Origin of the sequence: Sphingomonas sp. Sphisp66, from assembly GCF_047324325.1 — a bacterium.
Classification (GTDB): domain Bacteria; phylum Pseudomonadota; class Alphaproteobacteria; order Sphingomonadales; family Sphingomonadaceae; genus Sphingomonas.
This window is the reverse complement of sequence record NZ_CP168508.1, coordinates 4,032,303-4,053,948: the sequence shown is the minus strand read 5'-3', so window position 1 is coordinate 4,053,948 and position 21,646 is coordinate 4,032,303. Positions and strand designations below refer to the sequence as shown.

Here is a 21,646-nt window from a genome sequence, read left to right as displayed (position 1 = left end):
CAAGGCTTGCGTGACGCTACGTCGGTGCGCAAAGAGGGCAGCCATGTCGGACGAGACCCTTACCCGCTACCGCCAGAGCATCGACAATATCGATGCCGCGCTCGTGTTCCTGCTCGCCGAGCGCTTCAAGGTGACGCAGGCGGTGGGCCGCTACAAGGCGGAGTCGGGCCTGCCCCCGGCCGATCCCGGCCGCGAGGACCGCCAGATCGCCCGGCTGCGCGAGCTCGCCAAGACGGCGGACCTCGACCCCGAATTCTCCGAGAAGTTCCTGCGCTTCATCATCGACGAAGTGATCCGCCACCACGAGCAGCTGCGGGACGAGAAATGAGGGCGGCGGCCGCCCTGCTGCTGTCGGCACCGATGCTGGCGGGGTGTGGCGGCAACCAGGCGCAGAAGCCCGCGCCGACTCCCACGCCCAGCGCGAGCGCCACGCCCGTGGCCGATCCCGCCGCGCGCCTCGCCGCCGCGGTGAAGGCCGCTTGGCCCGAGGGCGTGAAGCAGGGGCCGATCACCTTCGACGACAACAAGCTGATCGACACGGCGTTCGGCCCGGTGCTGGTCAGCCACGGCCATGTGCCCGATGCCGCGCATGTCGACGGCGGCACGATCGCGGTGACCTATCTCGATGCCGAGGGCGCGGGCTTCCGGGTGCGCAAGCGCTTCCCCAAGGCGGCGGAGAGCGGCAGCTTCGGCGACCTTGCCGAATGGTCGGTCAGCGACAAGTTCCTCGATCGGCCGGTGATCTATGTCGAGGGCGGCGGCACCTGGCAGGGCTATACCTGCAGCTACACCAGCCTGGTCGCACTCAACCCCGAGGGGCCGAAGGAAGTGGCGAGTTTCCAGTCGCTCTATGACAATGGCGGCGCGGTCGAGGACGATGCCCAGTCGGTCCGTGGCAGGATCGGGGCGATCCGAAAGGGTGTCGATTTCACCGTGAAATTCGAGGGAACCCGATCCTTCGCCGAACGATACCTTTGGCGAGACGGCAAGTACCGGCGCGAAGGCGGGGAAAGCCAGGTTCCAACCTGCTGAGGGGACAGACGTGGCGGCGGACGATGATTTCCTGATCTTCCGCCCCGACGATGTCGACCTTTCCCGCTCGCCCCTGCGCAAGGGCGTGCATGAGGCGACCCATGTGCTCGGCGCCTTCAACCCCGGCTTCGCGCGGCTGCCGAACGGCAACCTCCTGCTAATGGTCCGCGTGGCCGAGGCGTTGCGCGATCCGGTCGACGGCGATTGCGCCCGCGCGATCCGCTGGACGCCCGCCGGCTATGTCCTCGATCGCCACCCGGTCGCGGGGATCGACATGGACGATCCCCGCCAGTTCGCGCTCAAGGACCGCAATCCCCGGCTGCTCGGCCTCACCTCGCTGTCCTGGCTGCTGCCGGTCGAGCTGAGCGGGGACGCGGGCAGGATCGTGAAGGTCCATTACGACAAGGCGATCCAGCCCTCGGCCGGTTTCCTCGATTACGGCGTCGAGGATGCGCGGATCAGCCTGGTCGGCGGCAGCTGGTGGATGACCGTGTGCGGCGTCTCGGCCGAGCGGCACTGCACCGCCATGTACCATTCGGTGAACGGGCTCGACTACAGGCTGCTCGGCGTGGTGCTCGATCACCAGAACAAGGACATGATCCTGTTCGAGGGCAAGCCAGGCGGCAAGTACATGGCGCTCACCCGACCGCTGGGCGAAGTCTATTTCGCCTATCCCGACGATTCCCCCTGGCTCGGCGGTCCCTCGATCAACATGGCCCAGTCGCCCGACGGGCTGCACTGGAAGCCGCTCGACACGCCGGGCATCCGCGCGCGCAAGGGCACCAGCTCCACCCAGCGGATCGGCGGCGGCAGCCAGCCGGTGCTCACCCCCGAGGGCTGGATGCTGATCTATCACGGCGTCGAGAAGCAGGGCGCGGTCGGCGTCTATCGCAGCTTCTGGGCTTTGCTCGACAAGGACGATCCGTCGAGGATCCTGCGGCTGGAGGACGAGACGCCCTTGCTCGAGGCCAACCCCGCGCTCACCGATCCGATCGCGCACCAGCTCTACCTGCCCACTCCCGTGGTGTTCACCACCGGCGTGGCGGATGCCGGCGATCATTACATCGTCGCGAGCGGCGAGGCCGATCTGGCGTGCCGGATCACCCGGGTTTCGAAGGAGCGATTCCGGTGAGCCCTCTCTTCGTCATCCCCGCGAAGGCGGGGATCCAGAGCCACGCAGCGCAGTCCCTTGTTACCCTGGATACCCGCCTTCGCGGGGATGACGAATGGTGGAGTGTTTGCGCATGACCGAATGGTGGAAATCCGCCGTCATCTACCAGGTCTATCCCCGCTCGTTCCAGGATTCGAACGGCGACGGGATCGGCGACCTGAAGGGCATCGAGAACCGGCTCGACGACCTGAAGGCGCTCGGCATCGACGCGATCTGGGTCTCGCCGATCTTCCCCAGCCCGATGGCTGACTTCGGTTATGACGTCGCCGATTATTGCGACGTCGACCCGCGCTTCGGCACGCTCGAAGACTTCGACGCGCTGCTCGCCGCGGCGCACGAACGCGGTATTCGGCTGCTGCTCGACCTGGTGCCCAACCACAGTTCGGACCAGCATCCCTGGTTCCAGGAGAGCCGCAGCGCCCGCGACGATCCCCGGCGCGACTGGTATATCTGGCGCGACGCCAGGCCCGACGGCTCGCCGCCCAACAACTGGATCAGCGATTTCGGCGGCTCGGCCTGGGAATGGGACGCAGCCACCGGCCAATATTATTACCACGCCTTCCTCAAGGAGCAGCCCGACCTCAACTGGCGCAACCCGGCGGTGCGCTCGGCGATGATGGACGTGCTGCGCTTCTGGTTCGCGCGCGGGATCGACGGATTCCGGATCGACGTGCTGTGGCACATGGTCAAGCACGCCGACCTGCCCGACAATCCGGTGAACGAGGACTGGGCGCCGGGCCAGCCCGATTACACCCGGGTCCACCAGCTCCATTCGACCGACCAGCCCGAAGTGCACGACATCGCGGGGGAAATGCGGGCGATCGCCGACACGTTCGGCGCACGCGTGCTGATCGGCGAGATCTACCTGCCGGTGCCGCAGCTGGTCGGCTATTATGGCACCGCGCAGAAGCCCGGCGTGCATCTGCCCTTCAACTTCCAGCTGATCGGCGCCGAATGGAACGCGCCCAGCCTCGCCGCGATGATCCGGGACTATGAGGCGGCGCTGCCCGAGGCCGGCTGGCCCAACTGGGTGCTGGGCAATCACGATCGCCCGCGCATCGCCACCCGCGTCGGCCCGGAGCAGGCGCGCGTCGCGATGATGCTGCTCCTGACGCTGCGCGGCACGCCGACGCTCTATTATGGCGACGAGATCGGCATGGAGGACGGCGCGATCCCGGCGGATAGAATCCAGGATCCGCGCGAGCTGCGCGATCCCGGCATTGGCCTGGGCCGCGATCCGGTGCGCACCCCGATGGCCTGGGACGCATCGCCGAACGCCGGGTTCAGCGCTGCCGATCCCTGGCTGCCGCTCCACCCCGACTGGCTCGCGCGCAACGTCGAGGCGCAGCGCGGCGATCCCGGCTCGATGTGGCGGCTGACCCAGAAATTGCTGTTCCTGCGCCACGAACATCCGGCGCTGGCGCTGGGCGACTATCATCCGATCGACAGCGGCGGCGACCTGCTCGCCTTCGAGCGGCGCCACGCGCATGACCGGCTGCTGGTCGTGCTCAACCTCGGCGGCACGCCTCAGGGCTTCGCCATCCCCGAATGGGCGGAGGATTTCACTGTCCTCGCCTCGGCGCGCGGCGGGCACGACCCCGCGCTGCTCTCCCCGAACGAAGGCTATATCCTGGGATGAAGATCGCAATGCTGGCGCCGATCGCCTGGCGCACGCCGCCGCGGCACTATGGGCCGTGGGAATTGGTGACGAGCCTGCTGACCGAGGCTTTGGTCGCGCGCGGGATCGACGTGACGTTGTTCGCCACGCAGGATTCGATCACCGCCGGCACGCTCGATGGCGTGGTGCCGGCCGGCTATGCGGAGGATCCCGGGATCGATGCGAAGGTGTGGGAATATGCCCATCTCGCGCATCTGTTCGAGCGGGCGGGGGAGTTCGACCTGATCCACAACCAGGCCGATTTCCCGGCACATGCCTTCTCCCGGCTGGTCGATACCCCGATGGTAACGACGATCCACGGCTTCTCGTCCGAGCGGATCCTGCCGATGTACAAGCCGTTCGAGGACCGGGTGCATTATGTCGCGATCAGCGCGGCAGACCGGCATCCTGCCTTGAAATACGCCGCGACGATCCACCACGGCATCCGGCTCGACGAATTCCCGTTCGAGGCCGATGGCGGCGAGGATTTGCTGTTCTTCGGCCGCATGCATCCGGACAAGGGCGCGGCCGAGGCGATCGAAGTCGCGCGCTCGACCGGGCGGCGGCTCAACCTCTACGGCATCATCCAGGACCAGGGCTATTTCGACCGCGAGGTGGCGCCGTTCCTCGACGAGCGCATTGTCTATCACGGACCCGTAGGCGGGGCGGAACGGCTGCGCGCGCTCGGCAAGGCGCAGGTGCTGCTCCACCTGATCAATTTCGACGAGCCCTTCGGCCTGTCGGTGGTCGAGGCGATGGCCTGTGGGACGCCGGTGATCGCGATCGATCGCGGTTCGATGCCCGAGCTGGTCACGCCGGAGACGGGAGTGCTGGTCGAATCGGTCGGTGGTGCGATCACCGCGTTGGGGCAGGTCGAGGGCATCGACCGGGCGGCGTGCCGGGCGCGGGTGGCGGAATGCTTCTCGGTCGAGGCGATGGCCGATCGATACATCGAATTGTACCGGCGGATCCTCAATCAATAACGTCATCCCGGCGGAAGCCGGGATCTCAGGCGATGGCGGGAAAAGAGCCGCACGAGATCCCGGCTTTCGCCGGGATGACGGCTATTGGCCGAAAGCCGGCTGGTACGCGTAGAGCCCCGGCGTCCCGCCGGTCATCACGAACAGCACATCCCCGCGCAGCCAACCTTCGCGCAGCCCCGCCAGCACCCCGGCGAACGCCTTGCCGCTATAGACCGGGTCGATCAGCAGCCCCTCCGCCCGCGCCATCAGCCGGACGGCGGCGAGCATCGCCTCGGTGGGGATGCCGTACGCTTCCCCGCGCTGCGACCCTTCGATGCGGATATCCTCCGCGCCCAGCGGCGCACCGCCGATCAACGCCCGCGTCGCATTGGCCAGCGCAAGCGTGCCGCGCTCGGCCTCGGCCAGCTCGGCGAGCACGGTGAAGGACAGCACCCGCCGCGGATCGTCGATCCCGGCAGCGAGCCCGGCATGGGTGCCATGGCTGCCATTGGCGACGATCACCGTCCCGAACCGCAGGCCCAGTTCCGCCTCCTGCGCCTGGATCTCCTGCGCGCAGGAGACATAGCCCAGCGCCCCGACCGGCGAGGAGCCGCCCGAGCCGACGACATAGGGCCTGCGCCCCTCGGCCTTGAGTTCCTCGGCCCGGGCATGCGCTGCCGCGAGCGAATCGGCGCCGCGCGGCAGATGATGCACCTTCGCCCCGAACAGCCCGTCGAGCAGCTGGTTGCCGTTATGCAGGTAGCTCGGGTCCTCGCGCGGCACCGTGTCGGTCAGCATCAGCTCGGCGCTGAGCCCCATCCGCGCCGCCGCTGCCGCGCTCAGCCGGGCGTGGTTGGATTGCCGCGCGCCGGTGGTGACGAAGGTATCGCAGCCCTGGTCGATCGCCGCGCCGAGCAGGAACTCGAGCTTGCGCAGCTTGTTGCCGCCGCCGCCCAGCCCCATCAGGTCGTCGCGCTTCACGAACAGCCGCGCGCCGCTCAGTTTCAAAGCCGCCTCGATCCGCTCCAGCCGCTGGATCGGGGTCGGCGCGTCGAACAGGGGAGTGCGGGGGAAGGCGTCGAGGGTCATTGGTAGGGCACCAGCAGAGGATCGGGGAGCGGTTCATACGCCTCCTCGTCGTCCGGGCGAAATGCGTTACAGCGCCGGCTTGCATCCGCGTGTCTGGTACACGCCGCGCAGGAAGCCCCGCCGCGCAAAGCCGGCGTCCACCGCCGCGTTGAGCTCGCGCTGCGCCGATGCCGCGCCGCTCACTTCGCGGACCAGCCCGCGGAACGGCACGATCAGCCCCGCCACCGTGTCCCCGGTGACCTTGACCTTGCGGCTCTTCTTGCGATCCACGCCCTGGACGAAATCGGGCCCGAGCGCCTCGCCGAGATCGTCGAACGCATCGGCGATCTGCGTGCATTTGGACAGGCCGGCGAGGCTGTAGGGCGAAGCGGCTGCCTTTTGCAGCACGGGCGGGATCTTCGTCTTCACCGCGCCGACGTCCCTGGCCGGCTGCTCGGCAATGTCGCCGGCGCGCTCGGCGGTGCTCTGCTGCCTGTCCTGGGCAAGAGCGGGGCCGGCCACCAGCATCGCCAAGCCAAGCCCAATCCAGAGGCTCGATCGCATGCAATTCCTCCTGTTGCTTACCCGAGATAGGCAACCCCTACGTCGCTGCAACTGAAAGAATCGATACGGCTAGAAAGCCCGGAGCAGAAGCACGACGATCAGCGCCAGCGCTCCGATCACCACCAGGCAGCCGGTCGCGCCGAAGCGTCTCTCGATGACCCAGGCCGCGCTCTCCACGCAGATCTGGAACAGAATCTCGACCAGGATGCTCATTCCGCCGCCAACAGGCTCTCCGCCCCGCCCAGATCGACCGACACCAGCCGGCTGACCCCGCGCTCGACCATGGTCACGCCGAACAGCCGGTGCATGCGGCTCATCGTCGCGGCATTGTGGGTGACGATCAGGTAGCGCGTCGCGGTCTCCTCGGTCATCCGCTCGAGCAGGTCGCAGAACCGGTCGATATTGGCGTCGTCGAGTGGTGCGTCGACTTCGTCGAGCACGCAGATCGGCGCCGGGTTGGTGAGGAACAGCGCGAAGATCAGCGCGACCGCGGTCAGCGCCTGCTCGCCGCCCGAGAGCAGGGTCAGCGACTGCAGCTTCTTGCCCGGCGGCTGCGCCATGATCTCCAGGCCGGCCTCCAGCGGATCGTCCGAATCGATCAGCTCGAGATGCGCGGCGCCGCCGTTGAACAAAGTCGAGAAGAGCCGGCGGAAATGCTGGTCGACCGCTTCGAACGCCGCGAGCAGCCGCTGGCGGCCCTCGCGATTCAACGTCCCGATCGATCCGCGCAGCTGGTTGACCGCCTGGGCCAGCTCGTCGCGCTCGGCGGCGTTGCTGGTGAAGGCGGCTTCCAGCTCGGCCAGCTCGGTCTCGGCGACGAGGTTGACCGGCCCGATCCGCTCGCGCTCGGCATTGAGCTTCTCATGGCCCGTGGATTCCTCCTCGGGCGCGCGCACCGTCGCTTCGTCGAAGCCGGCCTTCTGGGGCAGTAGCGGCGGCGGGCATTCGAAGCGTTCGCCCGAGATGCGGCCCATCTCGATCCGGCGCATCTCCTGGTTCTCGGCCCGCGCCGCCGCGCCGGCGCGTTCCTCGCGCGCTTGCGCCAGTATCTCGTTGGCACCGCGTACCGCGCCTTCGGTCTCGCGCACCGCGATCTCGGCCTCGCGCTCGGCGGCCTGGGCGGCAGCGCTTTCGATCCGCGCCTTCTCGGTAGCCGCCTCGGCCTCGGCGAGCTGTGCGGCGAGCGTTGCGGGCCTGCCGGCGAGCGCCTCGCTTTCCTCGGCGAGCTGGAGACTGCGCTTCTCCATCTCGTTTGCCCGCCGCGCCGCGTCGCCGGCCCGCGATTTCCAGCTCTTCGCCTCGGCCCCCGCCGCGGCATGGCGCTCGCGGGCCGCGCCGATCTCGCGCTCCAGCGTGCCGCGCTCGGCCCGGGCCGACGCGGAAGCGGCGCGCTTGCCCTCGGCGTCGGTGGAGAGCGACGCCACCCGGGCGCGCGTCTCGGTGCCGTCGGGCAGCGCGGCCTTGGCCGCCTCGGCGCGGTTCAGCTCTGTCGCGGCTTCGTCCTGCTCGGCGGCGATCCGGCGGATGCGCACGTCGAGATCGGCGCGCTGCGAATCGAGCCGCTCCAGCTGCGCCGTCGCCCGGTCCTCGGCCCGGCCCGCCTCGCGCCCGGCATTCTCGGCATGCTCGAGCACGCGGCGGCAATCGCTGGCGGCGCGCCGCGTCTCGGCGATATTGTCCTCGATCCGCATCAGCTCGGCATCGGCGCCCTCGACCGCGCGCACTGCGGCCGGGCGCGCCTTCTCGATCGCGGCGAGCCGGTTGACCCGCACCAGCCGCTCGGCCGCTGCGGCGCCGCCGGACTTCGCGACATAGCCGTCCCAGCGGCGCAGCACGCCCGCCAGCGTCACCAGCCGCTGGCCGACCGCAAGCGGCTGCCCGTCATCGCTCTCCGCCACCAGCACCTGCGCCAACCGCCGGGACAGCCCCGCCGGCGCCTGGACATGCTGCCCGAGCCGGGAAGTGCCTGCAGGCGCACCGGGATCGCCCTTTTGCGGCTCGGCGCCGGCCCAATAGCGCTCGGCGCTGGTGTCGAGCCCGGCCTCGAGATCGTCGCCCAGCGCCGCCGCCAGCGCGCGCTCGTACCCGGCATCGACCTTGAGCTTGTCGAGCAGCCGGTCCTTGTCCGAAGGCCGGGTCGCCTTGGCGAGCGCGGCGGCTTCGCTGTCGAGCTGGGCGAGCTCGGCATGGGCAGTGGCGCGCTTGGCCTGGGCATGGTTGCGCGCCTCGATCGCGCTGCGCTCCTCGGCATCGGCGCGGGCGAGCCCGGTGCGGGCGCTCTCCGCCTGGCGGATCGCCTGGGCGCGTGCCTCGGCGGCGCGCAGTTTCTCGGCCTTCAAAGGCTCGGGATCGGGCAGCGCCTTGAGCTCGGCATCGATCCGCGCCCGGTCGCGCTCCGAGCGCTCGACCCGGGTCCGCGCCGCCGCCAGTGCCGCCTCGGCGACCCGCGCCTCGGCCGCCTCGGTCGCCTGCGCCGCCAGCGCCTGGGCGAGCGCGACCTCGGCGTCGCGCGCGGCCCGTTCCGCGTCCGCAAGGGCCGCATCGAGGTGCGGCATCCGCGCCGTCGTCTCGGCGATGCGCCGGTCGAGCGCCTTCACTTCCTCGTCGAGCCGGGCCAGCGCCTCGGCGGCGTCGCGGGCGAGCGCGCCTTCGCGGCCGCGATCCTCCTCCAGCCGGCGCGTCGCGTCCTGCAGTTCCTGGATCCGCCGCTCGACCGCGGCCTTGTCGGCGCGCAGCGTCGCGAGCCCGTGCATCGCCTCGGTCGCCCTGTCGCGCACGCTCAGCGCCTCGGCGCGCAGCGTGGCGAGCTTCTCGGCGGCTTCCTGCTGCACCGCCACCGCCGAATCATGCGCCCTGGTCCGCTCGGCGACCAGAGCCTCGGCCGCCACCGCTTCCTTCTTGGCCGCATCCGCCGCGCTCGCCGCATCGCGCCAGCGCGCGAAGATCATCCGCGCCTCGGCAACGCGGATCCGGTCGGAAAGCTCGCGGTAGCGCTCGGCCTGGCGCGCCTGGCGCTTCAATTGCGCGGCGCGATTCTCCTGGTCGCCGATCACCTCGTCGAGCCGGGTGAGGTTCGCCTCGGTCGCCCGCAGCCGTTGCTCGGCATCCTTGCGGCGCACATGCAGGCCGGAAATGCCTGCGGCCTCTTCCAGCATCGCCCGGCGCTCGCCCGGCTTGGCCATGATGATCGCGCTGATCCGCCCCTGGCTGACCAGTGCGGGGGAGTGGGCGCCCGTCGCCGCATCGGCGAACATCAGCGCCACGTCCTTGGCGCGGACGTCGCGCCCGTTGATTCGATAGGCGGAGCCGGCGCCGCGCTCGATCCGGCGGACGACTTCCAGCTCGTCGTCCTCGCCGACCTGGTCGGCCTGGATGGTGACTTCGGCGAAGTCGCGCGAGGGGCGGGTGGCGGTGCCGGCGAAGATCACGTCTTCCATGCCGGCGCCGCGCATCGACTTGGCGCTGGTCTCGCCCATAACCCAGCGCAGCGCTTCGAGCAGGTTGGACTTGCCGCAGCCATTGGGGCCGACGATCCCCGTCAGCCCCGGCTCGATGCGGAGGTCAGCCGGGTCGACGAAGCTCTTGAAGCCCGTCAGCCGCAGCCGCTTGATCTGCACCCTGGCTTACCCCCGCCGCATCATGGGCGTCAGCGCGCGCCAGCTGCCTTGAGCAGCGGCTCGAGCTGCTCCCAGGAGCCGGCATCGACCTTCTTGCCGTTGATGAAGAAGCTCGGCGTGCCGCTCACGCCATAGACGGTGGCGGCATCGGCATTGACCTTGGCGATCGCGTCGATCTTCTTCTGGTCGGCCAGGCATTCGCGGGCCTTGGCCTCCGGCACGCCGCGCTGCTTCATGAAGTCGATCATGCCGAGCGCCTCGGCAAAGCCCACTGCTGCCTGGGGCGCTGCCTGGCCTTGGAGCTGCTGGACGAGCTGCGGATTGGTCTTCACCAGCTGCTCGGTGCGGTTGAGGAAGGTGTCCTGGTTCTCGAAGAACTGGTCGAGCATGCTGAAGAAGCTCTCGTCCGGCACGCACTGGTTGAGCAGTGCTGCGGCGAGATCGGGGGCGCCGTGGATCAGGAAGTCGCGGAATTCCCAGCTGACCTTGCCGGTGGAGATATAGTTCTTGCGCAGCGGCTCGGGCGCGGTGCGGCCGAACAGCCCGCAATAGGGGCAGTTGCGCGAGCCATATTCGACCAGCTTGATCGGGGCGTTCGGATTGCCCTGGAGATAGCCGCCATCCTTGGTCTTGGCGATCGTGTCGACCCAGGCCTTGCCGGCGGGCGCGGTGACCGACGCGACCGGCGCGGCGCTCACCGCCGCGCTGCTGTTGCCCTTGTCGTCGCCGCCGCACGAAGCGAGCGCGAACAGCGCGGGGATCAGGGCCAGGGCCAATTTGATACGCATGGGGTCTTTCTCTCCAGAAATCGAAGTCAGGCGCCGTTCGCCCAGAGCTCGGGCAGCAACCGGTCCCAGGTGAACGCACTTACCTTGCGGGCATTGACGATGAAAGTGGGCGTGCCCTGCACCTGATAGACCTTCACCGCATCGGCATTGGTCTGCGAGATGCGGGCGATCAGCTTGGGATCGGCCAGGCACTTGCGCGCCTGGGCCTCGGGCAGGCCCTGGGTCTTCATGAAGGCGATCATGCCGGTCGCCTCCGCGAAGCGCGTCGCCATCTGGCCGGCCGGCAGCTTCTGCCAGGCCTCGACCTGCTGGGGCTGGTTCTTCAACACCGCCTCCAGCTTCTCCTCGAACTGGTGCTGGTTGGCGAACAGCGCATCGAGCACCGGGAAGAAGCGGGCGGTGGGCACGCACTGGTTGAGCAGCGCCGCGGCCAGGTCGGGCGGGCCGTGGATCAGATAGTCGCGGAACTCGTAGCTGACCTTGCCGCTGGCGATGTAGTCGCTGCGCAGCGGCGGCACGCCCTCGGCGGCGAAGCGCCCGCAGGTCGGGCAGCCGCGCGAGCCATATTCGACCAGCTTGACCGGCGCGTCCGGATTGCCCTGGCGGAAGCCGCCCTGCGGGGTGATCGCGACGGTGGCGGTCCAGTTGGGCGCCGCTGCGGGTTTGGCCGGAGCCTTCGCCTGCTGCGCCGAGGCGCCGCCAGCCAGGGCCAGCGCGAGCGCGCCGGCGATCATGAAATAGGTTCGCATCAGTCGATCCGGCCGATCTTGGGTTTCTCGTCGCTCGCCGCGACGCCGGCGGCCAGTGCCTCGAGCACGGCCTTCAATTCGGGATCGGCGATGCCGCGCAGGCTGTCGCCCATCGCTTCGCTCAGCGGTTTCAGGCTCGGCGGCGGGGCGGCCTTTGCCGGCGCCTTCACCTGGCCGTGGCGAATGGCGATCTTCGCAACCGCCGGATAGCCGAAGAAGCGGTTCACCCGGTCCATGATCTCGGGCGCGACATGCTGCATCGTCGGCGCGAAGGCGCCCGAGACGATCAGGCTGAGCACGCCCTGCTCGCGCTTGCCCTGGGGAAACTTGATCGATTCGGGGATCGAGACCCGGGCATAGCGCTCACCGACGATCTCGGCCCAGCGGCTGACGATCGAATGCTGGACGAAGCCGAACTTGCGGAAGCTCGCCGCGCCGACATCGGGCAGCAGCTCGGAGACCGAGCGGGCGCGGAGCGCGCGCGGCGGTATCGGGGCCGGCTGGCGGGTCGTGGCACGGGGGGGCTTCGTCATTTCCACCAACCCATGCCATAGGCAGGGCGTGCCCGACAACGCCTCTCGCGCAATCGCCACTGCGCTGCTCCACTGGTATGACCGCAATGCCCGCGACCTGCCCTGGCGCGCGCGGCCCGGCGCCAATGCGCCCGATCCCTATCGGGTGTGGCTGTCGGAGGTGATGCTGCAGCAGACCCAGGTCGCCAGCGTCATCCCCTATTTCGACAAATTCACTTCGCGCTGGCCGAGCGTGGAGGCGCTCGCCGCTTCGCAGGATGCCGATCTGATGGCCGCCTGGGCAGGGCTCGGCTATTATGCCCGCGCCCGCAACCTGCTCGCCTGCGCCCGCGAAGTCGCACGGCGCGGGGCGTTCCCGGATACCGAATCGGGCCTGCGCGAGCTGCCGGGCGTGGGCGGCTATACCGCCGCGGCGATCGCCGCGATCGCGTTCGGCCGGCGCGCGGTGGTGGTCGATGCCAATGTCGAGCGCGTCGTCTCGCGGCTGTTCGCGGTCGAGGAATCGCTGCCGGGGGCGAAGGCGAAGATCTATGCGCTGACCGATTCGGTCACGCCGGAGCTGCGCTCGGGCGACTTTGCCCAGGCGATGATGGACCTGGGCAGCGGCATCTGCACCGCCCGCTCGCCGAAATGCCTGCTCTGCCCCTTGCGGGAACATTGCGCCGGTTTCGCGGGCGGCGCGCCGGAGCGCTATCCCATCAAGGCCGCCAAACCGCCCAAGCCGCAGCGCTTCGGCACGATGTTCTGGCTCGAGCGGGACGGCGCGGTGCTGCTCGTCCGCCGTCCGGACAAGGGGCTGCTCGGCGGCATGCGCGCGCTGCCCACCGGCCCCTGGGCCGATTCGGCGCCGGGCCTCGCCGACGCGCCCGTGGCAGCCGCGTGGCGCACGCTCGATGACAGCGTCAGCCACGGCTTCACCCATTTCAACCTCGATGTCGCACTTGCAGCTGCAACATTGTCGTCGCATGCAGGCGCCGCCGTGGAAGGCGAGTGGTGGCCGATAGCCGATCTCGAATCGGCCGGACTGCCCACGGTCTTCGCCAAGGCGATGCGAGTTTTCAGGAGACGGTTATGCGCGGAGTGATCGGTTTCGGCTTTGGCATCGCGGCGCTGGCCGCGCCGGCTTTCGCGCAGACCGCTCCCAAGCCTCCTGCCGCGCCCGGTGTCTCCGCCGAGACCGCGCTGGCCAAGCGCTATGTCGCCGAGGGCAAGGTGCCCGGCATCGTCATCCTCGCCGGCCGCCCCGATGGCAACATCTCCGTGGTCAGCGAAGGCCGCGTCGCCGACGAGCCGACCGCGCACAAGGCGGATGTCGACAGCCTGTGGCGCGTCTATTCGATGACCAAGCCGATCACCGGCATCGCCGCGATGATCCTGGTCGAGCAGGGCAAGCTCAGGCTCGACCAGCCGATCGGCGACTTCATCCCGGCGTTCAAGAACATGAAGGTGCTGGTCGATCCCTCCAAGGACCTGACCACCCGCCCGGCGACGACTCCGATCACGGTGCGCCATTTGCTCACCCACACCGCGGGCCTGGGCTACAACATCATCACCAAGGGGCCTTTGCTCGACGAGTACAACAAGCTCGGCATCAACCCGGCCCAGGTGAACGCCCAGATGGAAGCCCAGATGGCGCAGCTGCGCCCGGACAGTCTGGAGGAATTCGCCAACCGCACCGCCTCGCTCCCGCTGATCGCCGAGCCGGGCACCAAATGGAGCTATTCGATCGGCCTCGATGTGCTAGGCCGGGTGATCGAAGTGGCGAGCGGCATGAAGTTCGACCAGTTCGTCAACACGCGGATCTTTGCACCGCTCAAGATGCAGCAGAGCTACTGGACGGTGCCGGCGGACAAGCTCGGCAATTTCTCCAGCAACTATGTCTTCATGGGCACCACCCGCGTCGTCGCCGATCCCGCGGCCGGCTCGGTCTACCTGAAGAAGCCCGAATTCCCCTATGGCGGCGCGGGCTTGGTCATGTCGGCGCGCGACTATGACCGGTTCCTCCACATGCTGCTGAACGGCGGCACGCTGGACGGCGTCCGTATCCTCAAGCCGGAAACCGTTGCAGTCGCGATGTCGAACCTGCTGCCGGCGGGCACCGACACTTCGCTGCTCAACAACATGACGAGCGATACCGGCGCGCAGCTCGGCTTCGGCGCCGGCGGCTCGGTCTATCTCGCCGATGCACCGGGCGGCCCGGGCAAGGGCACGTTTGGCTGGGGCGGCGCTGCGGGCACGATCGCCTGGGTCGATCCCGCCCACAAGCTGCGCGCGGTGGCGATGATCAACCTGTTCGGCGACACCGAGCTCAAGCGCGCAGTCTCCAAGGCCGTCTACGCCGATCTCGCCAAGTGAATCCCGGCCCAGTGAATCGAGACCAAGGGACGCTGGCGCCCGGCTTCACCGGCAACACGCTCGACCGTGCCGACCGTGTCCGCCACCAGCCCGAGCTGCTCGAAGCGGCGCTGGCCGATTCCGCCGCGCGGCTGCTGGTGCTCGACGGGCTCGACCCGGTCCTCGATGACGAGGGCCGGCTGACCTGGACCGACCTGGCCGAGGCGCAAGGCGAACTGCTCTTCCTCGGCTATGACCAGGGCGTGCCGCGCTTCGTCTCGGCCCTGCCCGACGGCATGCCCGTGCCGATGGGCCGCTCGCCGGCGATGTTCGCGCTGCTCGACCGCTTCGTCGCGCCCGACGCGGCCAACTATGCCGCGGCGCGCAGTCTGGTCTTCTGGCACGGCCGCCACCGTTTCTGCGCCAATTGCGGCTCGTTGACCGATATCTCGCATGCCGGCTGGGGGCGCCACTGCCCGAATTGCGGCGCCGAGCATTTCCCGCGGGTCGAGCCTGTGGTCATCATGCTCGCGGAAAGTGGCGATAGCGCGCTGCTCGGCCGCCAGCCGAGCTGGCCTCCGGGCCGCTATTCGGCGCTGGCCGGTTTCCTCGAGGTGGGCGAGGCGATCGAGGAGGCGGTGCGTCGCGAAACGTCCGAAGAGTCCGGTATCCGTATCGGCGCGGTCCGCTATGTCGCCAGCCAGCCCTGGCCCTTCCCGGCATCGCTGATGGTCGCCTGTATCGGCGAGGCGCTGAACGAGGACATCGCGATCGACGCCAATGAGCTGGAGGACGCCCGCTGGTTCACCCGCGACGAGGTGCGGATGGCGCTGGTCCGCGATCCCGCGGCCCCGTTCCTCGCCCCGCCGCCCTATGCGATCGCCCACACCCTGCTGCGCGCCTGGGCGGAGGAAGGCGCCTAGGGGGCATCGGCATTCGGAAATCCTCCCCCGCCAGGGGGAGGTGGCGCGCGCAGCGCGACGGAGGGGGCGGGAAGCCACCCACTATCGGTTCGCTTACCTCCCCCTCCACCGCCTTCGGCGGTCCCCCTCCTCCTGGCGGGGGAGGATTGAAGGGGAGGGCGAAGATATCAATCCTCGTCGGCGGGCCGTGTCGTCCAGCTCGCGTGCAGCGTCGGCACGGTCAGATAGAGCACGAACAGCATATAGGTGAAGTTGGCCAGCTGCCCGATCAGCACGTCGCGGCTCCAGTTGCCGATCAGGGTCAGCCCAAGCGTCAGCCACAGGCCGAGAAAGGCCGTGAAGGCCACCGTCGCGAAGCCGGCGAGGAAGGCGCGCTGGCGCAGCTGGCGGTCGAACTCGTCGGCCTTGGGCGTGCCCCAGGCCTTGATCGGCCCGAAGATCGGCAGGAACACGCCGAGCGCGAACCCGACCGAGATCGCGCCATAGCCGAGCTGTGTCGCGTCGGGCCGCGCCAGCCCCCAGATCCATCCGCCGATCGCGAGGGCCAGTGCAAATATCGGGATCCAGCGGAAATGCCGCCGCCGCACCTCGTGGCGGGCCAGCGCGGGGATTCCCGTGCGCTCGGAGGCGGCATCGAGCCGGGCGAACAGGCGTTCGTTGAACTTGGACATGGCGGTCTCCGGCATCATTCGGCGGCGCGGCGCAGGGCCGCGGCGACCGATTCGAACGGCGTGAAGGAGAAGACGAGCTCGACCGGCAGGTCGAACGCCTGCGCGATCTTCATGCCGAGCTCCAGGCTGGGGCTGTAGTCGCCGCGCTCGAGATAGCCGATCGTCTGGGGGTTCACCCCCACCGTCTCGGCCAGCTCGCGCCGGCTCATCCCGCGTTCGGCGCGGAACAGGGCAATTCGGTTGTGGATGTGCGGCAATTTAGCGACTCGAATGACGATATATTGTCTATACACAACGATTCGTCGTGCGAGTCAAGCAAGTGCCATGGCACCGGGAATCACGTCCCGGCGTAACCTTGGCTGCCTTCGGTGTCCGCTACGCTCGCTCGCGCGCCTGCTTGTAGGTGCCGAGCACGCGCATCCACTTGGTGTGGAACTTCAGCTCCTCCAGCGCGCGCGCCACCGGCGCCTCGTCGGGGCTGCCGACGATGTCGGTGTAGAACTCGGTCGCGGCGAAGCTGCCGCCGCGCTGGTAGCTCTCCAGCTTGGTCATGTTGACCCCGTTGGTCGCGAAGCCGCCCAGCGCCTTGTACAGCGCGGCGGGCACGTTCTTCACCTCGAAGACGAAGGTGGTCATGAACGGGCCTTCCTCCTCGGCCACCAGCGGCTCGCGCGCCAGGATGACGAAGCGGGTCATGTTGTGCTCGGCATCGGCGATGTCCTCGCCCAGCATCCGCAGGCCATAGAGCTCGGCGGCACCCGGGGGCGCCAGCGCGGCGACCGCGGGATCGGCATCCTCGACCACCATCGCGGCGGCGCCGGCGGTGTCGGGATAGGCGAGCGGCGAGATGCCCTGCGCCTTCAGCCAGTGGCGGCACTGGCCGAGCGCCTGGGGATGGCTCATCGCCTGGCGGACGCCTTCGATCGGGCCCAGGCCCATCAGCCCGTAGCGGATCGGCAGGAAATGCTCGCCGATGATCGACAGCCCCGATTCGGGCAGCAGGAAATGGATGTCGGCGACGCGGCCGTGCAGCGAATTCTCGATCGGGATCATCGCGCAGCCGGCCCGGCCTTCCTTCACCGCGTCGATCGCGTCCTCGAAGGAAAAGCAGGGGAGCGGCAGCCCGTCGGGAAAGCATTCGCGCACCGCGATATGCGAATTGGCGCCCGGCGCGCCCTGGAAGGCGACGGCGCGTACGGGGGTCCTTGCGGCCGCCTCGGTCATCTCCGCGACGAGCTTTCTCGCCGGGCTCGCGAAATTCTCCATAATGCGCGGGCGCTAGCTGCCGAACCTCGCAGCCGCAAGCCCCGCTTGCTTTCGCTGCAAGGGCGGCTTTAAAGAAGCGCAACATATCCGCAGGGGCATTTCATGGACAATCGCTTCAATACGATCGCGGGATGGGCACTTGCGGGGGGGATTGCTGCGCTCGGACTTTCGATCGCCAGCGGAATGTACTTCCATGCCGAGCGCCCCGAGCACATGGGCTATGTGATCGAAGGTGTCGAGGAAGCCAGCGAAGGCGGCACGGCAGTGGTCGCGCCGATCGCGACGCGCCTGGCCAGCGCCGATCTCGCCAAGGGCGAGGCGTCGTTCAAGAAGTGCATGGCCTGCCACACGATCAACCAGGGCGGGGCCAACGGTATCGGCCCGAACCTCTACGGCACGATGGGTGAGGGCATTGCCGAGGGCAAGGCCGGCTTCGCCTTCTCCGATGCGCTCAAGGCCGTGGGCGGCAGCTGGGACTTCGACAAGATGGACGCGTGGCTGACCAACCCGCGCAAGTTCGCCACCGGCACCAAGATGACCTTCGCGGGCATCCCGGACGCCCAGGAGCGCGCCAACGTCATCGCCTATCTCAACGCCCAGGGCTCGAACCTGCCGCTGCCGGCCGCCCCGGCCGCCGGTGCCGCGCCGGCAGAGGGCAATGCCACCGACGATCACGCCGCCGGCGGCAATCTCTCCAACCAGGCGACTCCGGCCGAGGGCGCGCCCTCCGCGGATCCCGCCGCCAAGGCGCAGGCCGAGAAGAAGGGCGTCTGAGGACGCGTTTCCGCCGACCGAATCACCAGGGCGCCGCGGGTCATTCCGCGGCGCTTTTGGTTTGGCGCACCGCGCGATGACGCAGATGCCGGTAGCCGAATCGCGCCGGTTCTCGACCCGGCTGGTCGCGCGCCAGGTGTCGGAATTGCTGCTCGCGCGCAGTCGGCGCGGGCTGGCGCTGGTGCCGCAGGAGCGGCTGGCCGGCTTCGTCTTCGAAGTGGTGCTGGGCGGCAGCATCGCCCACCACCCCTATCGCGATGCCGGATCGGGCCGCTGGATCGGTGTGGAGGATGCAGCCACGCTCGGCCGACCGGTCAACGCCACGGCCATCGCCCATTCGATGCGCCTGCCGCACACCACGGTGCGCCGGCGCGCCGCCGAGCTGGTCGAGGAAGGGCTGCTCGTCCGCGGGGCCAGCGGCTTCAGCGTCGCGCCCGGCTTTTTCGAAGGCGATGTGCTCGCCCGCCTGGCGGAGGAGGATGCCGCCGATCTGATGCGCACGCTGGGGATCCTTGCCGAGGCCGGTTACGATCCCGCCATCGCGGCGCTGGATGCCGGGGCCGCTGCCTTGCCGGCCGGCGTGGTCGAGCGGCTGATCCTCGCCTTCAGCCTGCGCGCCTTGGAAACGCTGACCGAGCTCTATGGCGACGTCACCGCCGGCACGATCGTCGCGGCGATCACCGCGATCAATGTCCGCCGGGTCACCGAGGACCCCCAGCTCGCCAGACTCTATGCGGCCGAGGATATGCCGCCGCCCGACGATCTGCGCGCGCCAGTGTCGCTGCGCGCATTGGCCCGGGCGATCGACCTGCCGTTCGAGACGGTGCGCCGCCGCGTCTCCGCGCTGGTCGCCGCGGAACTCGTCGCCTGGAAGGAGGGCGGGGTGTTCGTGCCGGTGCGGGTGATGCTCGACGACCACCACATCGCCAACAACCGGCGGATCACCCTGCATTTCGACCAGCTGCTCGCCACGCTCGCGACCTTGGCGGGCTAACGCCCCTCCGACCCATTTTGGCGGGCCGTTCGATTGCTTCCCCCGCCTCCGGTAAATTACGTAAAATCCGATAAATAAAGCCGCATGGCCAGGGGGTTGGGCGCATGGGGAATTTGCCGCCTTCGGATGGATTGAACGCCGGCGAGTGGCGCGATCTCGGCAGCGTGGAAGCGAAGGCCGCCGGCCCTGTGCCTGTGGCCCGTCGGCTCTCCGCGACCAGGCTCCACATCAATGCCCGCCCCGCCAGCCTGGCGGTGGAACGCGAGCGGGCCCGCGAGATCGTCGGCCTGGCAAAGGAAAGCGTCACTGCGACCTTCTCCGACATCCGCTTCGGCCGGAAGATCCAGGCCGCCAATCTCGCGCCAATGGTCTCGGCGATCGCCGCCTCGGTGGCGCGTAGCCCCACCGCGCTGCCGAGTGTCACCCGCATCAAGCTGCACGACGAATATACCTATCTCCATTCGGTCGCGGTCTGCGGGCTGATGATCGCGCTCGGCAACGAACTGCGGCTGAGCCCGGAACTCACCCAGGAGATCGGCCTGGCCGGACTGCTCCACGATATCGGCAAGGCGCGGATCGATGCCGATCTGCTCAACAAGCCAGGCCCGCTCGACCTCGACGAATATGCCCGGGTCCAGGCGCATACGCTGCGCGGCTATGAGCTGCTGCGCGATTCGGGGATAGAATCGGAGATCGCGCTCGATGTCTGCCTGCATCACCACGAGCGGATCGACGGCAGCGGCTACCCTTCCGGCATCTCGCAGGAGACGCTGAGCATCCATGCCCGGATGGCGGCGGTGTGCGACGTGTTCGACGCGGTGACCTCGAACCGCGCCTACAAGCGCAGCTGGTCGCCGGGGGCGGCACTCGACTGGATGATGGGGACGACGGGCCATTTCGACCCGCGCGTGCTGCGCGCCTTTCGCGGGTTGCTCGGGGTGTTCCCGGTCGGCGCGCTGGTGCTGCTCGAGAGCCAGCGCCTTGCGGTCGTCGTCGACGAGCCCGCCGATTCGCCGACCACGCCCGACGTCGCCGTCTTCCTCTGCGCGGTGACGAAGCGCGAACTGGCGCCGGTGCGTGTCGGCACCCGCGCCGATCCGATCATCGGGCTGGAAGTCGCGGCGAAATGGGGGCTCCTCGATTTCGAAGCGAAGCGCGAACGGCTGCTGGACGAATTCGGCCCTGCCTAGCTACGGAAGGCCATGGCCTCGCACCCCAATCCCGAACTCGCCATCCGCCTGCGCCGCGCCGCGTTCAACCGCGCGCTGGTCGAGGCCGACCTCGCCGCGATCGGGCCGATCCTCGCGCAGGATGTCGTGCTGGTCGCTGGCACCGATTCGGCGCTGATATCGGGCCGCAAGGCGCAGCTGCTCGCCTGGAAGCGCGAGTTCGCCGTCAAGGACCGCAGCATCTACACCCGCACGCCCGAGACGATCGTCCCGTCGCCGATCGAGCCGATCGCCTTCGAGCATGGCGCCTGGCAGGGCGTGTCGGCGGTTGGCGGGGCGGTGCAGGCCTCGGGGACCTACACCGCCAAATGGCGCAAGCTCGGCACCGACTGGGTGATCGAGGCCGAGCTCTACCTTACTCTGGCTTGATCACCGTCTCCGGCTTGTCGATCCCCGGGCGGGGCCGCGCGATCACCGTGTGGTCCTTGTCCTTCCAGAAGTCCTGGACGATCTGCCAGCCCTCTTCCGCGGTCTCGCAGAAGTGGAACAGGTCGAGGTCCTTGGGCGAGATCACGCCTTCGTCGCACAGCGCCTCGAAATTGACGACGCGGTTCCAGAATTCCTTGCCGTAGAAGATCACCGGGATCGGCTCGATCTTGCCGGTCTGGATCAGGGTGAGCAGTTCGAACGATTCGTCGAACGTGCCGAAGCCGCCCGGGAACACCGCCACGGCGCGCGCATGCAGCAGGAAGTGCATCTTGCGCAGCGCGAAATAGTGGAACTGCATCGACAGGCCGGGGGTGACGTACGGGTTCGGCGCCTGCTCATGGGGGAGCAGGATGTTGAGGCCGATCGTGTCGGCACCCACGTCGCGCGCGCCGCGATTCGCCGCTTCCATGATCGACGGGCCGCCACCCGAGGTCACCACGAAGTGGCGGTTCCCCGCCTCGTCCAGCGGGAAGTTGGAGGCGAGGCGGCCCAGCTCGCGGGCGACGTCGTAATATTTGGACTTCTCGGCCAGCCGCTCGGCGATCTTCTTCTGCTGCGGCGTCTCGGCCAGCTCGAGCAGCGCGCCCGCCTTTTCAGGCTCGGGGATGCGCGCCGAGCCATAGATGACGAAGGTCGACTTGATGTGCGCCTCGTCGAGCAGCAGCTGCGGCTTGAGCAGCTCGAGCTGGAAGCGCACCGGCCGAAGGTCGTCGCGCAGCAGGAAGTCCATGTCCTGGAAGGCGAGGCGGTAGGCGGGATGCTCGGTCTGGGGCGTGCCGCTATGCGTGTTGGCGTGCTCCACTTCCTGCTGGGCAGGACGGAAGACGCGGCTCGGAACTTTCGTATCGCTCATTCGGGCCGGCTTAGGCCGATCGCGAGCGCCCT

At 68.8% G+C, this 21,646-nt stretch carries 23 protein-coding genes; 12 read left to right on the top strand and 11 right to left on the bottom strand.

Annotated elements, in window-relative coordinates; genetic code table 11:
* The first annotated feature begins 43 nt into the window (after positions 1–43).
* The 5 genes from ACEN8G_RS18445 (at position 44) to ACEN8G_RS18425 (ending at position 4,843) form a co-directional block, all read left to right on the top strand.
* On the top strand, positions 44–328 hold the full coding sequence (locus ACEN8G_RS18445; protein WP_307117117.1) for a chorismate mutase: 285 nt from the start codon (positions 44–46) through the stop codon (positions 326–328).
* On the top strand, positions 325–1,032 hold the full coding sequence (locus ACEN8G_RS18440) for a hypothetical protein (RefSeq protein WP_413417646.1): 708 nt from the start codon (positions 325–327) through the stop codon (positions 1,030–1,032). Before ACEN8G_RS18445 ends, ACEN8G_RS18440 begins: the two co-directional genes overlap by 4 nt.
* A gap of 10 nt (positions 1,033–1,042) precedes the next feature.
* Positions 1,043–2,164 carry a glycosidase gene (locus ACEN8G_RS18435; RefSeq protein ID WP_413417644.1) on the top strand — a complete coding sequence of 374 codons (1,122 nt, stop codon included), beginning with the start codon at positions 1,043–1,045 and terminating at the stop codon, positions 2,162–2,164.
* A gap of 112 nt (positions 2,165–2,276) precedes the next feature.
* Positions 2,277–3,842 carry an alpha-amylase family glycosyl hydrolase gene (locus ACEN8G_RS18430; protein ID WP_413417642.1) on the top strand — a complete coding sequence of 522 codons (1,566 nt, stop codon included), beginning with the start codon at positions 2,277–2,279 and terminating at the stop codon, positions 3,840–3,842.
* Positions 3,839–4,843, top strand: a complete 1,005-nt coding sequence (locus tag ACEN8G_RS18425; protein WP_413417640.1) for a glycosyltransferase family 4 protein — start codon at positions 3,839–3,841, stop codon at positions 4,841–4,843. The genes ACEN8G_RS18430 and ACEN8G_RS18425 overlap by 4 nt, the downstream gene beginning before the upstream one ends.
* Before the next feature lie 81 nt (positions 4,844–4,924).
* Here ACEN8G_RS18425 and ACEN8G_RS18420 read toward each other — a convergent pair whose 3' ends face one another.
* From ACEN8G_RS18420 to ACEN8G_RS18390, 7 genes are all read right to left on the bottom strand, one after another.
* A complete protein-coding gene (locus ACEN8G_RS18420) occupies positions 4,925–5,911 on the bottom strand; it encodes a D-cysteine desulfhydrase family protein (RefSeq protein WP_413417638.1) in 987 nt (328 codons plus the stop codon).
* A 66-nt stretch (positions 5,912–5,977) separates the two neighbouring features.
* Positions 5,978–6,418: a hypothetical protein gene (locus ACEN8G_RS18415; RefSeq protein WP_413740801.1), complete on the bottom strand. Its 441-nt coding sequence runs from the start codon at positions 6,416–6,418 to the stop codon at positions 5,978–5,980.
* A 105-nt stretch (positions 6,419–6,523) separates the two neighbouring features.
* A complete protein-coding gene (locus ACEN8G_RS18410; RefSeq protein WP_413417634.1) occupies positions 6,524–6,667 on the bottom strand; it encodes a hypothetical protein in 144 nt (47 codons plus the stop codon).
* On the bottom strand, positions 6,664–10,071 hold the full coding sequence (gene smc, locus ACEN8G_RS18405) for a chromosome segregation protein SMC (protein WP_413740660.1): 3,408 nt from the start codon (positions 10,069–10,071) through the stop codon (positions 6,664–6,666). The genes ACEN8G_RS18410 and smc overlap by 4 nt, the downstream gene beginning before the upstream one ends.
* Before the next feature lie 29 nt (positions 10,072–10,100).
* Positions 10,101–10,859 (bottom strand): DsbA family protein, encoded by a 759-nt coding sequence (locus ACEN8G_RS18400; RefSeq protein ID WP_413415669.1) that lies wholly within the window; start codon positions 10,857–10,859, stop codon positions 10,101–10,103.
* A gap of 26 nt (positions 10,860–10,885) precedes the next feature.
* The gene (locus tag ACEN8G_RS18395) at positions 10,886–11,608 is read right to left on the bottom strand and encodes a thioredoxin domain-containing protein (protein ID WP_413415668.1); all 723 of its coding nucleotides are present in this window, start codon (positions 11,606–11,608) and stop codon (positions 10,886–10,888) included.
* On the bottom strand, positions 11,608–12,141 hold the full coding sequence (locus ACEN8G_RS18390; protein ID WP_413415667.1) for a DUF721 domain-containing protein: 534 nt from the start codon (positions 12,139–12,141) through the stop codon (positions 11,608–11,610). The genes ACEN8G_RS18395 and ACEN8G_RS18390 overlap by 1 nt, the downstream gene beginning before the upstream one ends.
* A 28-nt stretch (positions 12,142–12,169) precedes the next feature.
* On the opposite strand from ACEN8G_RS18390, the gene ACEN8G_RS18385 reads away from it, so the two are divergent.
* The 3 genes from ACEN8G_RS18385 to nudC are packed head-to-tail and all read left to right on the top strand — an operon-like array spanning position 12,170 to position 15,398.
* Positions 12,170–13,225, top strand: coding sequence for an A/G-specific adenine glycosylase (locus ACEN8G_RS18385; RefSeq protein WP_413415666.1), 1,056 nt, complete (start codon positions 12,170–12,172; stop codon positions 13,223–13,225).
* Positions 13,213–14,496, top strand: coding sequence for a serine hydrolase domain-containing protein (locus tag ACEN8G_RS18380; RefSeq protein ID WP_413415665.1), 1,284 nt, complete (start codon positions 13,213–13,215; stop codon positions 14,494–14,496). The genes ACEN8G_RS18385 and ACEN8G_RS18380 overlap by 13 nt, the downstream gene beginning before the upstream one ends.
* 11 nt (positions 14,497–14,507) lie before the next feature.
* Entirely contained in the window at positions 14,508–15,398 is an 891-nt protein-coding gene (gene nudC, locus ACEN8G_RS18375) for an NAD(+) diphosphatase (protein ID WP_413415664.1), read from the top strand.
* Between the two features lie 167 nt (positions 15,399–15,565).
* On the opposite strand, the gene ACEN8G_RS18370 is transcribed toward nudC, so the two are convergent.
* From ACEN8G_RS18370 to ACEN8G_RS18360, 3 genes are all read right to left on the bottom strand, one after another.
* The gene (locus ACEN8G_RS18370; protein ID WP_413415663.1) at positions 15,566–16,069 is read right to left on the bottom strand and encodes a hypothetical protein; all 504 of its coding nucleotides are present in this window, start codon (positions 16,067–16,069) and stop codon (positions 15,566–15,568) included.
* A gap of 14 nt (positions 16,070–16,083) precedes the next feature.
* Positions 16,084–16,326, bottom strand: coding sequence for a helix-turn-helix transcriptional regulator (locus ACEN8G_RS18365; RefSeq protein WP_413415662.1), 243 nt, complete (start codon positions 16,324–16,326; stop codon positions 16,084–16,086).
* A gap of 118 nt (positions 16,327–16,444) precedes the next feature.
* Positions 16,445–17,335, bottom strand: coding sequence for a prephenate dehydratase (locus ACEN8G_RS18360; protein WP_413415661.1), 891 nt, complete (start codon positions 17,333–17,335; stop codon positions 16,445–16,447).
* Positions 17,336–17,437: 102 nt separating this feature from the next.
* Here ACEN8G_RS18360 and ACEN8G_RS18355 point away from each other — a divergent pair, with 102 nt between their 5' ends.
* The 4 genes from ACEN8G_RS18355 to ACEN8G_RS18340 all read left to right on the top strand — a co-directional run bounded on the left by ACEN8G_RS18355 (position 17,438) and on the right by ACEN8G_RS18340 (position 20,701).
* The gene (locus ACEN8G_RS18355; RefSeq protein WP_413415660.1) at positions 17,438–18,109 is read left to right on the top strand and encodes a c-type cytochrome; all 672 of its coding nucleotides are present in this window, start codon (positions 17,438–17,440) and stop codon (positions 18,107–18,109) included.
* Between the two features lie 76 nt (positions 18,110–18,185).
* Positions 18,186–19,103, top strand: coding sequence for a hypothetical protein (locus tag ACEN8G_RS18350; protein ID WP_413415659.1), 918 nt, complete (start codon positions 18,186–18,188; stop codon positions 19,101–19,103).
* A 104-nt stretch (positions 19,104–19,207) separates the two neighbouring features.
* Positions 19,208–20,293: an HD-GYP domain-containing protein gene (locus ACEN8G_RS18345; protein WP_413415658.1), complete on the top strand. Its 1,086-nt coding sequence runs from the start codon at positions 19,208–19,210 to the stop codon at positions 20,291–20,293.
* A 12-nt stretch (positions 20,294–20,305) separates the two neighbouring features.
* Positions 20,306–20,701 (top strand): nuclear transport factor 2 family protein, encoded by a 396-nt coding sequence (locus ACEN8G_RS18340; RefSeq protein ID WP_413415657.1) that lies wholly within the window; start codon positions 20,306–20,308, stop codon positions 20,699–20,701.
* Here the strand turns inward: ACEN8G_RS18340 and ACEN8G_RS18335 are convergent.
* A complete protein-coding gene (locus ACEN8G_RS18335; RefSeq protein WP_413415656.1) occupies positions 20,688–21,614 on the bottom strand; it encodes an LOG family protein in 927 nt (308 codons plus the stop codon). The genes ACEN8G_RS18340 and ACEN8G_RS18335 overlap by 14 nt on opposite strands.
* Positions 21,615–21,646 lie beyond the last annotated feature (32 nt).